The sequence below is a fragment of the uncultured Oribacterium sp. genome (genome assembly GCF_902481605.1).
GTDB lineage: Bacteria > Bacillota > Clostridia > Lachnospirales > Lachnospiraceae > Oribacterium > Oribacterium sinus.
In genome coordinates, this window is sequence record NZ_CABSXI010000008.1 from 48,462 (window position 1) to 60,199 (window position 11,738).

The 11,738-nt window shown below is 45.1% G+C and carries 10 protein-coding genes; 9 read left to right on the forward strand and 1 reads right to left on the reverse strand.

All coding sequences use genetic code 11. The features are described 5' to 3' along the window. Positions 1-65: 65 nt before the first annotated feature. The 5 genes from RDQ32_RS02800 (at position 66) to RDQ32_RS02820 (ending at position 5,960) form a co-directional block, all read left to right on the forward strand. Positions 66-992 carry a YjjW family glycine radical enzyme activase gene (locus RDQ32_RS02800; RefSeq protein ID WP_308579046.1) on the forward strand — a complete coding sequence of 309 codons (927 nt, stop codon included), beginning with the start codon at positions 66-68 and terminating at the stop codon, positions 990-992. Positions 993-1,193: 201 nt separating this feature from the next. Beyond that, a complete protein-coding gene (locus RDQ32_RS02805; RefSeq protein WP_308579054.1) occupies positions 1,194-2,687 on the forward strand; it encodes an ABC transporter ATP-binding protein in 1,494 nt (497 codons plus the stop codon). A 2-nt stretch (positions 2,688-2,689) separates the two neighbouring features. Next, on the forward strand, positions 2,690-3,763 hold the full coding sequence (locus RDQ32_RS02810; RefSeq protein ID WP_308579047.1) for an ABC transporter permease: 1,074 nt from the start codon (positions 2,690-2,692) through the stop codon (positions 3,761-3,763). Beyond that, the gene (locus RDQ32_RS02815) at positions 3,753-4,679 is read left to right on the forward strand and encodes an ABC transporter permease (RefSeq protein WP_183683480.1); all 927 of its coding nucleotides are present in this window, start codon (positions 3,753-3,755) and stop codon (positions 4,677-4,679) included. Before RDQ32_RS02810 ends, RDQ32_RS02815 begins: the two co-directional genes overlap by 11 nt. Positions 4,680-4,781: 102 nt before the next feature. Beyond that, positions 4,782-5,960 carry an AI-2E family transporter gene (locus tag RDQ32_RS02820; RefSeq protein WP_308579048.1) on the forward strand — a complete coding sequence of 393 codons (1,179 nt, stop codon included), beginning with the start codon at positions 4,782-4,784 and terminating at the stop codon, positions 5,958-5,960. A gap of 313 nt (positions 5,961-6,273) precedes the next feature. Here RDQ32_RS02820 and RDQ32_RS02825 read toward each other — a convergent pair whose 3' ends face one another. After that, positions 6,274-6,849 (reverse strand): DJ-1 family glyoxalase III, encoded by a 576-nt coding sequence (locus tag RDQ32_RS02825; protein ID WP_308579049.1) that lies wholly within the window; start codon positions 6,847-6,849, stop codon positions 6,274-6,276. A 410-nt stretch (positions 6,850-7,259) separates the two neighbouring features. Here RDQ32_RS02825 and RDQ32_RS02830 point away from each other — a divergent pair, with 410 nt between their 5' ends. From RDQ32_RS02830 to RDQ32_RS02845, 4 genes are all read left to right on the forward strand, one after another. Then, on the forward strand, positions 7,260-8,606 hold the full coding sequence (locus RDQ32_RS02830; RefSeq protein ID WP_308579050.1) for a dicarboxylate/amino acid:cation symporter: 1,347 nt from the start codon (positions 7,260-7,262) through the stop codon (positions 8,604-8,606). 773 nt (positions 8,607-9,379) lie between these two features. After that, positions 9,380-9,931: a C-GCAxxG-C-C family protein gene (locus tag RDQ32_RS02835; protein ID WP_308579051.1), complete on the forward strand. Its 552-nt coding sequence runs from the start codon at positions 9,380-9,382 to the stop codon at positions 9,929-9,931. A gap of 9 nt (positions 9,932-9,940) precedes the next feature. After that, positions 9,941-10,855 (forward strand): TDT family transporter, encoded by a 915-nt coding sequence (locus RDQ32_RS02840; protein WP_308579052.1) that lies wholly within the window; start codon positions 9,941-9,943, stop codon positions 10,853-10,855. 361 nt (positions 10,856-11,216) lie between these two features. Beyond that, positions 11,217-11,603 carry a VOC family protein gene (locus RDQ32_RS02845; RefSeq protein WP_040649632.1) on the forward strand — a complete coding sequence of 129 codons (387 nt, stop codon included), beginning with the start codon at positions 11,217-11,219 and terminating at the stop codon, positions 11,601-11,603. Positions 11,604-11,738 lie beyond the last annotated feature (135 nt).

An 11,738-nucleotide genomic window follows, 5' to 3' on the forward strand; every position in this document is an offset into this window, starting at 1 on the left:
AAAGAGGAGGCGTATTCAAGCTTCCTCTTTTTCGTTATACTGGGAGAAGAGAGGAATTTCGTACCATGCAAGAATTAGCAGTAAAGAAAGAGAAGCAAGAAGATAGAGAAAAGCCGGAAAGTAGAGTCGAGGGGGGACAGGCAGAAATCAAAGTCCCGGTAAACAAGATTATCCCCTTCAGCTCTGTGGACGGTCCGGGAAATCGAACCGCAATATTTTTACAGGCCTGCAATCTGGACTGTAAGTATTGCCATAATCCGGAAACCAGAGCCCTGTGTATTCACTGCGGAGACTGCATTCCGGGCTGTCCCACCAAGGCTATTTATTGGGAAGAAGGAAGGGTGGCCTTTTCTCCGGAAAAATGTATCGGCTGTGACCAATGTATCCATGCTTGCACACATAACGCCAGCCCCAGAATCCGCCGGATGAGTGCGAAGGAGGTGTTTCAGGAGGCTTCCAAGAACCTTCCCTTTATCCGGGGAATCACCGTGTCCGGGGGAGAGTGTACCCTTTATCCGGAATTCTTACGAGAATTGGGGATGCTCTGTAAAAAGAGGGGCATAGGATTTTTACTGGACTCCAACGGCTATTATGATTTTTCCAAGGACGAAAAAGATTTATTGCCCTACATTGACGGGGTGATGTTGGATATTAAAGCCTATAATGGGGAAGAGCATAAAAGGGTTACCGGTTTTTCCAATGAGGAAATTCTAAAAAATATGCGAATTTTGGCAGAATATGATAAACTCGTTGAGGTAAGGACGGTAGTGGTGCCGGGACTTTTTTCCGGAAAGGATACGGTGGAGAAGGTATCCAAAGAGCTGTCTCCCTATGTAAGGAAGGGACAGAAAATCCGCTACAAAATCATTGCCTACCGAGAATTTGGGGTACGGGAGCAATATAAGCAGTATGAGAGTCCCGGTGAGGAAGAACTGAAGGCTTTGAAGGAGCTGGCCGAACAGGAAGGGATGCAGGACATTATCTTGATTTAATTAGACAGTTAAGGGAAATCGAGGAAGGAGAGCATTTGGAAGATGGAAAGAGATGAAGAGACAAAGGCATGGGAAGGGACTCCGAATGCAGTAACGGGAGACGGGCAGGCTTCCGGAAATTTTGAAAATGCCGGAGAAGCGAAGGATTCCGAAAAAGCCGAAAGCTCTTTGGAAATCGGGGAGAAGGAACCGGTTATTGAAATGCGGGACATTGTGAAGCGCTTTGGAGATTTCGTGGCCAATGACCATGTGCAATTAAAGCTTCATAAGGGAGAAGTTCTTGCGATTTTAGGGGAAAATGGAGCGGGAAAGTCTACCCTTATGAATATTCTCTACGGCATGCTTCGCCCAAGCTCCGGAGAAATTCTGGTTCGTGGACAAAAGGTAGAGATGGACAGCCCGGAAAAGGCTATTTCCTTGGGAATCGGTATGGTGCATCAGCACTTTATGCTGATTCCTCCCTTTACCGTTGCGGAAAATATTATTCTGGGGGCGGAGCCCATGCAGGGGCTTACCGTGGACTTAAACGGAGCGAAGAAAAGGATTCGGGAGCTTTCCGAACAGTACCATTTGATGGTGGATGTGGATGCCAAGGTGGAAGACATCAGCGTAGGCATGCAGCAAAGAGTGGAGATTTTGAAGGTTTTGTACCGAGGTGCGGACATCTTGATTTTAGACGAGCCTACCGCCTCCCTTACTCCTCAGGAAATTGATGAGTTAATGGAAATTATTTCCCATTTGACCAAGGCCGGAAAGTCCATCCTGATTATTACCCACAAATTAAAGGAAATCAAATGCATTGCCCATAAATGTATGATTATCCGACAGGGAAAGTACATTGATACCGTGGATGTATGTTCCTGCTCGGAGGACGATTTGGCAGCCATGATGGTGGGAAGAAAAGTGAATCGAGTAGTGGAAAAGAAGACTCAGGAGCCGGGAGAAGTGGTGCTTTCCGTGAAAAATCTCCATGCCAAGGACTATAGAGGGGTGGAAATCCTAAAGGGACTAAATCTGGAGGTTCGGGCGGGAGAAATCCTGGGACTTGCCGGCATTGACGGAAACGGGCAGTCTGAGCTTGTGGAAATACTAACCGGACTGGCTCATGCTACAGAGGGAGAAATTCAGCTTTTAGGAAAGGATATTTCCTGCAAAAGCCCAAGAGAAATCTTTGATGCGGGCCTTTCCAGTATTCCGGAGGATCGGCAGAAGCACGGTTTGGTACTGGACTTCTCCGTAGCGGAGAACCTGATTTTACAAAATTACGGGGAAGCGCCCTACTCTAAGGGAGGAATTTTACAGAAGAAAGCTATAGAAGAGCATGCCTCCAGGATGATTGAGAAATTTGACATTCGTCCGAAGGGCTGCGAAAGCCGTGCAGCAGGACAGCTTTCCGGCGGAAATCAGCAGAAGGTGATTATTGCCAGAGAGGTGGAAAATGACAAGTCGCTCCTCATTGCCTTTAACCCCACCAGAGGGTTGGATGTGGGAGCCATTGAGTTTGTGCATAAATATCTGGTGGAACAAAGAAATAAGGGCAGGGGAATTCTCTTGATTTCCTTTGAGTTGGAAGAGGTTATGGGCTTGTCCGATAGAATCGGCGTTATTTTCTCCGGAAATATTCAGAAGAGCTTCGCCGGGAATGAGGCGGATGAGTATACCTTGGGACTATATATGGCAGGAGGAAAGGAGTAAGTATGAAAGAGAAAATATTAAAGAGTTCCTTGCTTTACACCCTTCTTTCCATCGCCATCGGCTTTTTGGTAGGGGCTGTTTTGTTGCAGGCCATCGGGGTTTCCCCGGTGAAGGCCTACGGAAAATTGTACCAGGGTGTTTTTGGTAAGCCTAAGTTTATGTTTTACAGCATCATTTACGGAGCACCCCTGATTTTCACAGGTCTGTCCGTTGCTTTCTCCTTCCGTACCGGAATTTTTAATATCGGCGCAGAGGGCCAGTTTGTGATGGGCAGTTTGGTAGCTGTTGTGGTGGGCATTTTATTTCCTTTGCCTGCGCCCCTCCATGTGCTTCTCTGCCTTGTGGTAGCGGCTCTTGCCGGCGCTTTTTGGGGCTTTCTGGTAGGCCTTCTCAAGGTGAAAAAGGGTATCAATGAGGTGCTTTCCTATATTATGTTTAACTGGATTGCCTTCTATTTTTCCAACTACGTGGTGAATTTAAAGACGATTCATACCGACCAGGGAGCAGAGGCCAGTAAGAATATTTTAGCGACCGCCTCCATGAAGATTCCCCAGGCTTTGATCCCCTTTGCGGGAGGAGCAGAGCTTCATGCCGGAGTGCCTTTGGCTTTGCTTTTTGCCTTTCTAATCTGGTTCATTCTGAGCAAAACCACTTTTGGCTATCAGCTTCGGGCGGTGGGCTATTCCCGCAGTGCTGCGGAGTATGGGGGAATCAATTCCAAGAGAGTTTTCCTTTTGTCCATGTCCTTATCCGGTATTCTGGCAGGTCTTGGTGGAGCAGTGCAAATCCTTGGTATGTCTGAGCGTGTCTCCATGTTTGCCGCCCAGGAGGGCTATGGCTTCCAGGGCATTACGGTGGCGCTGATTGGAGGAACCCATCCCCTTGGCTGCATTTTCTCCGGTCTTTTCTATGGCGCCATGAAGTATGGCGGAAACAAATTAACAACGGTGGATGTTCCTGCGGAAGTGGTAAGCATTATCATGGGAACCATCATCATTTTCATCGCCATCACGCCGGTGATTAAAAATCTTGTACAGAGAGGATTCCAAAAGAAGGGAGAGAGCCATGCTGAATGATCTGGGATTACTGTTAAATGCGGTTTTGATTTCTACGCCACCCCTCCTCTTGGCAGGGCTTGGTTCTTGTTGCTCCGAGCGTTCCGGTGTGGTAAATATCGGAATCGAAGGAATGATGACTCTGGGCGCCTTTGTAGGAGCCTGTGTGGCCTATTTTACCGGAAACGGATGGCTGGGATTTTTTGCGGGAGGCTGTGCCGGAGCCCTTCTTGGTTTGATTCATGCGGTGGTTTGTGTGTCCCTTCATGCGGATCAAACCATTGCGGGGACGGCCATTAACTTTGTCGGACCGGGCTTTGCAGTTTTCCTTTGCAAAGCTATTTTTGACAATTCTTCGGACACACCGGCTTTGGATTTATCCGCAAAGCTTCCGAAGATGTTTGAAGGAAAGTTTGCTTCAGGTTCCTTCCTGTATAATGTGGTAAGCACCTATTCCGTGGCTTATCTTAGCTTTCTTTTGGTGCTTTTGCTTTGGTTTATCTTCTTTAAAACCCGTTACGGTATGCGGCTCCGAGCAGCAGGAGAACACCCCTGGGCCTGTGAAACCTTGGGAATCAATGTTTATAAGGTTCGCTACATTGCGGTGATTCTTTCCGGCTTTTTGTCCGGCCTGGGAGGAGCCTTTGTGACCTTGGCTACCGTATCCCAATTCCGCCCCTCCGTTATCGTGGGACAGGGATTTATCGCCATTGCGGCGGTGATTTTTGGAAAATTCACGCCCCAGGGAACCTTCCTGGGCTGCCTGATTTTCGGACTGTGTAACGGTCTTCGTGCATTGCTTGGATCCGGAAATATGGTATCTCCTCACTTGCTCTCCATGATTCCCTATGTGGTAACCATCCTGACCTTGGTATTCTTTGTAGGAGCAGGACATGTACCAAAGGCAAACGGCAGAATCTTTGTTCGGACGAGATAAGGAAGAGTAGCGAGTATAAAGACAACGATGAAAGTAAAACAACCGGTCAGGGCAATAACTGCGGTTAAAGCAAAGATAGTAGAAGAGTAGGGAAGTAAAGAAATGAATTGGAAAGATTTATGGAATAAAAAATACCTGATGATTTCGGTATATGTATTGCTGACGGCACTCCTGTATCATCTGGGAAGCCGTTTGGTGGATCATCTGGAAGGGATTCCCTCATTATGGACAAGGCACTTTTCCTGGCTGTCCCAAGTGACTTCTCCTTTGCTCTTGGGATTTGCTTTGGCGTATTTGCTGAGTCCTCTCTGTACCATACTGGAGAGGGCCTTAGGGAAAATTCCTCTTTTTCAGAAGAAAGAGAAACTACGGAAAAATCTGGGCATTCTGCTTTGCTATCTCTTGATATTACTTTTTCTGGTACTGCTTGCCTCTCTTTTTGTATCCGTCCTGACCAAAAATATTCAGCTGATTCAGGGAGAAGATTTTGCTAAGGGATTGGAGAGCGTACTGCTTCTTTTAAAAAGTTTTTATGAGGACTTGAACCAAAGAGTTTCAGAGATTCCTATTGCGGGAAATGATTTGCAGGAGGGAATACGAACTTTTTTAGCAAAGCTTTTAAGCTTTGTACAAAACCTGGGCAGTAATTTCATATCCTCTGTGGGAAATATGGGAAGCCTGATAGGCACTCTGCTCTTTGGTATTATTTTTTCTATTTATTTTCTGGCAGATGGGGTAAAGATTGCGCTATATTGGGAAAGAATTTTTCGCCTAATCTTGGGGGAAAAGAGAGTTTTAGCCTTTCGCGGATTTCTAAAGGATGCGGATAGAGCCTTTTCCGGTTATATCCGTGGACAGATGATTGACGGCATCATTATGGCTATTTTGGTTAGTTTTAGCCTAAGTCTTATAGGGGTACGCTATGCCGTAGCCATAGGAATTCTTACCGGGATTGGAAATCTAATACCCTATGTGGGTCCCTTTGTAGCCTATGGCACTACCATTTTAGTATGCACCCTTTACGGGGATTTTTCTAAATTATTACCGGCTGTCTTAGCCCTGTTTGCGATTCAGACCGTTGATGGAAACGTGATTAACCCAAGACTCCTTTCCAATAGTATAGACATTCATCCTCTACTGGTAATTATCTCTTTAATTATCGGCGGCGCAGTGGGAGGAGTTTTGGGAATCTTCCTGGCCGCCCCCATCGCCAGCCTGATTAAGTTACAGGTGGATCGGATGATAGAAAAGGGGGAAGCAAAGAAAAAAGAGGTTTCATGAGTCGCTTTCTTCATTAGAGGTTCGGAACAGGGGCACGCTCTCGCTAACCTCGCCACGTAGCAGTTCTAAGCTTTTACAAAACAAAAGCTAAGAACTGACGGGCTCAGATTACCCCTTATTCCGAACCTCTAATAGGAAAGCTTACCCCTGTAACTGCACTGTTTTTTCATTGCTTCCACTCTTGGATACCTAGTAAGTAGAGCGGGTTAAGTGTCTTTTCTCATTTCATCCCTATCCTATAGAAAACCTAGGTGAATTTATTGCTTCGCCTTTTTACGATACTTGAAAGCTCTAAACGCATTCTAAATGTAGTCTAAATGCATTCGGGGTGCTGTACCCCTTTCTTCAGTTGTGCAGCTTTTTCTGCGCCTTCCAGTCTTTCCACCAGTGCCAAAGCGAAGTCTAAAGCGACGCCCATTCCTCTACCGGTAATGATCTGTTTTCCAACTTCCACGGCTTTTCCGCTCCATTTTGCGCCGTCTACGCCGGAGATGCCTTCTTCAAAGCCCGGATAGCAGGTGAAGTGTTGCCCTTTCAAAAATCCCAGACGCCCGAAAATGCCGGGGGCTGCACAGATTGCGGCCAGATCCTTTCCTGCTTGGAACTGCTTTTGCAAAGCTTCCAGCAACTTTTTATTTTCCTCTAAATGGGGAACTCCGGGAATTCCACCGGGTAAGAAAAGTAAATCCGCGGAGGAAAAATCATTTTCCGTAAGCTCGGAAATATTCTTATCACAGAGCACGGTAATCTGGTGGGAGCCCTTCACGAGCTTATCCGGAGCAACTGCAATAAGCTCCACCGAAACACCTGCTCTTCGTAAAATATCCACCACCATTAAACATTCAATTTCTTCCGTGCCTTCCGCAAAAAATGCAAGTACCTTTTTCATAGAAACTCCTTTCAACGCTTTTTGTATTTCACTACAGTCATAACTTTCATTACTTTCATTACCGCCATTACTTTTATTACCGCCATTACTTTCATTAAAGCTATTATAGCATTACCGCCATTACTTTCATTGCTGCCGGTGCTTAGCTTTCTTACACTGCGATACTTATCTTACTCCATTTTTTGAAAAAGAAATAGAGTGAGAAGAATTGTGAGCAGAAGAGCAGGAAAATGTTTGAAAAAGCTTTGGAAAATTTTATCTTGCAAAAAAAAGCTTTTTGAATAAAATATTAAAAGTAGTATAAAATTGTAATGATTTCACTAATCATATCAGTAAAATACAGGATTTCTTTGGCGGAAATGTCGTAAGTGTGGAGTGTAAGGGTGATTGGTTGAAAGAAGGGAGAGTCTATGGGAGAAAACAAAGAGATAGTAGAGGAAAGTGGAATGATGTCGCAGAACAGCGCAGATGTAGAGAGAGAAGGCAGCTCGCAACAGAACCCGCAAAATAAGGGAAGGCTTGGAGCCTATAAGGAACCGCTGCTTCTCCTGCTGTGTGTAACGATAGGTGCTGTTTTAGGATTGGTATTTCGGGAGAAGGTGGCATTTTTAAAGCCGGTGGGACAGATTTTTCTAAATCTTTTGTTTACCCTCCTGGTACCGCTGATTTTCTTCTCTATTTCCGCCTCCATTGCCAACGTATCGGATACCAATAAGGTAGGAAAATTGCTTTTTTGCCTGATTCTGATTTTTGTCAGTACGGCGGCGATAGCGGCGGTTTTGATGTTTACCGTAGTACACTTCGTGGGGCTGGATACCCGGCTGAACTTAGTGGCGGAAGCGGTGGAGGATGTGAAGAAAACGGATATGGCCAGCCAGATCGTAGATATGTTTACGGTTTCCGATTTTCCCCTGGTCATCAGCCGTGCCCATATCCTGCCTTTGATTATCTTTTCCATCTTTACCGGAATGGCAGTATCCCTAATGGGAAAAGAGGGAGAGTATGTAGCCAATTTTCTGAACCAGTGGTCCAAGGTCTTTTATAAGATGGTTTCTCTTTTAATGAAGCTGGCCCCCATTGGAATCGGAGCCTATTTTGCGGATTTAACCGGAACCTACGGCATTGACTTGATTAAAACCTATGGAAGAGCCTTACTTACCTTTTACCCCACGGTTATCGTATATTTCTTCCTTTTCCTTGGCTTCTATGCATTTTTGGCAGCAGGTCCCTGGGGAGTGAAAAATTTCTTCCGGGTAATTTTCCTTCCGGCATTAACCGCATTGGGAACCAGAAGCTCAGCAGCAGCCATTCCTTTGCAGCTGGAATCCTGCGATGATTTGGGGGTACCCAGAGAAATTTCCTCTGTAGTTATCCCCACCGGAGCCACCTGCCACATGGATGGCGCGTGTCTTGCGACAGTGTATGAGATTTTATTGGTTTCCGCTCTTTTCGGTCATTCCTTCCACGGCATAGGAGATTACCTCTATGCGATAGTGGTGTCTGTAGTGGCCAGCGTGGCGGTTTCCTCCGTCCCCGGCGGTGGAGCGGCTATGGAAACCATGATTCTTGCCGCCTTCGGTTTTCCTCCACAGGCCCTGCCTATGATGCTGATGCTGACTCAGCTTTTTGACGCCGGATGTACCCTGTTGAACTCCTGCGGCGATACGGTAGCTTCCATGCTGATTAGTAGAATCATGTTGGGAAAGGATTGGTATAAGAAGAAGGAAAACGGAAAGCTTTCCCCTGAAAATGCCTAAAAGCAGGTAAAAGCTGGCTAATTCTCCTTCTGAAAATGCCTAAGGGCAGATGAAAAACCGGCTGAACCGACTTTTGAAATGAGCCGGCAAGCAACGAAAAAATATACCCTTTTAAAGCGAAAAAAAGGACGGTATATTTCATTTATATCTATGCATAAAACCGATTTATGCAAAAAGCTCAAATTGATAATTATTTTAATGAAGAAAACAGGATAAAATGCCCAAATAGGATTGAAAAAGAATTGACAAGCCGGGAGAAATGGGGTAGAATTGCTTTACTCGAATCGATAAGGATTCGACCTAAAAATTGGCGAACAGGTTTAATCGACCCTTACTACTCTATACAGCAGAGAACCCGACGGAGACGCCGGGTTTTTTGCTATCTATAAGGAAATACAAGGATTTTCCCCAAAGGAGCCGGAAAGAAAAGAAAAAGCTCCTGTGCATAAGGAAGGAGATTTTATGCAATTTCCCTTAAAGATTAATTATAGTAAAAAGGCATAAAAAAGAGAGTTTTATAAGAATTCAAAATTAGACTTTACCCCCTTCCTTAGATAAAATAGATGCGGTCGGAGAAGAATACACATCATTGTCTTTCCTCAAAATCACTTTTCCGAGAAACAGAAGTGAGCGTAAAACATTTTCCTTTCATAGACCGGAAAGAGCCTATCCGAAGGGGAAATTTTTTTTATCTTGAAAGCGAAAGAAATTTTGCGAAAGAGATTCTGTTTTCTGAAATAAGACCGGGAAAGACGCCAAAGAAGGAGAAAAATATGGAGTCTATTGTTACTTATCATGCAACGAAGGTAAGCCCTCAGGAAGTACAGAGAAAGGCAGAAGAGCAGTATGCCGGCGGATACTTCTGCTGTGAGGCAGTTATGTCCGTAATCCGTGACGCTTTCCAGGCAGATGTTCCGGAGTCCGTTATTGCCATGTCGTCCGGTATGTCTATCGGAGCAGGTCGTTCTGGCTGTATGTGTGGAGCTTTAAACGGCGGAATCCTTGCCCTTGGTATGTTCTTCGGTAGAACAACACCGGACGGTCCTAAGGATCCAAAGGTAAATGCTTTAATGGCATTGTCCAAGGAACTACACGATTGGTTCAGAGACTCCAATGCTAAGCATGCCGCTTGCTGCCGTGTTCTTACCAGAGGCTTTGATATGGCAGGCGGAGAGCATAAGAAGCAGTGTATTGCTTTCACAGGACTTTGCGCCGGAAAGGTTGCAGAGATTCTTTGCAGAGAGTTAGGCGTTGAAAATGTTGATTCCGCGCCTATCAAGGGTCTGGAAGCACCTTACCTTCCACCTGTAAAAGAAGTGGTATAAGGAGGAAGTATGGAAAAAATCAAAAGAGTGCCCTTGGCTATTTCCGGTGTGATTTTGGGAATGGCGGCTTTGGGAAATTTATTACAGTCCTACGGTGAGGGAATTCGCCTGATTTTTGGAGGAGTAGCCTTTGTACTGCTCCTTCTTCTTCTGTGTAAGGCGATTTTCTTCCCACAAGTACTCAAAGAAGAATTCAGTAATCCCATTGGTGCCGGTGTTACCGCCACCTTCCCCATGGCTTTAATGCTGTTTTCCGTGTATGCAAAGCCCTTTGTTCCGGGCATTGCCTTTCCCTTATGGTGTGTAGCCATTCTGCTACAGATTCTTTTACTCCTCTATTTCACCAAGACCTTCGTTTTACACTTTGAGGAGAAAAATGTCCATACAGTATGGTACATCGTTTATGTGGGAATCGTAGTGGCATCCCTTACTTCTCCTGCTTATAAAATGCAGGCTTTGGGACAGGGAATCTTTTACTTCGGCTTTATCGCCCTGCTGATTCTTTTGGTGGTGGTTTCGAAACGTTATCTGAAAATGCCGGTACCGGAACCTGCAAAGCCTTTAATGATGATTTATGCAGCGCCTATGGCTCTTTGCACTGCCGGCTATAATCAGGCATTTGCGGAGAAGAATCAGGGATTTGTACTCTTCTTACTGGCAGCAACCTCAGTGATTTATCTTTTTGCCCTGGTAAAGAGCATTTCCTTCCTGAAGCTCCCCTTCTACCCAAGCTATGCAGCCTTCACCTTCCCCTTCGTTATTTCCGCTATTGCTACAAAGCAAAGCGTGCTGGTTTTAGGGAAAATGGGAATGAGCCTTGCCTTCATGCAGCCGGTGGTTTTACTGGAAACCATCATTGCCGCAGGCTTTACCATTTATGCCTGCCTGAGATTTTTGGAGCATATCTTCCTAAAGAAGGCTTAACGAAAAAGAAAGTCTCAAAGGGACTAAGAAAAATAGAATTAAATAGCGCATCGAATCAATAGGTCCGAAGCAGGGGTAATCTGAGCCCATGGGTTCTTAGCTTTTGTTCTTTGAAAGCTTAGAACCCCTATGAGGCGAAGTTAGCGAGAGCGTGCCCCGCTTCGGACCTATTGATTTGATACGCATATAGTATTGGTGATAGTCCCTTTGATACCCCCGTTAGTTTCTCCTATTTGTTTCTAAAATTCTCTTTATTCTTTGGAGAATTCCTTGTCATTGAAGTTTTTCTCTGTTATCCTAAGGAAACACTTGCGGAGATGGACAGACAGATTAGTTGAAGGACAACGGAAAAGGGGAAGCAATGAGCGATTTTTCATTTAATCATTTTAATTTTAATGTACTGGATCTGCAGAGAAGTTTGCGCTTTTATGAGGAGGCGCTGGACTTACATGAATTAAGCAGAAATGAGCAGGATGATTTTATCATCGTTTATCTGGGAGATGATTCTACGGATTTTCGTTTGGAGTTAACCTATCTGAAGAATAGAACAGAAGCCTATGACTTGGGAGAGCAGGAGTTCCATTTGGCTCTTAGGACTGTGGATATCGGTGCGGCCCATGACCGGCATGAAAAGATGGGATGCATTTGTTTTGAGAATCACGGCATGGGAATTTATTTTATCGAAGATCCGGATGGATACTGGATTGAGATAATTCCGGATAGAACCAAGCCCATTACTTGGCGATAAGGTAAGAATAAAGAAAGCGACTTCTAAGGGATTTTCCCAAGGAAGTCGCTTTTTGCATTAATGGACTTTAGCCAGTATCGGAGCTGACATTTGAAAAATGTTAGCTCTGATACAAAAAACCACCCGCTATGCGGG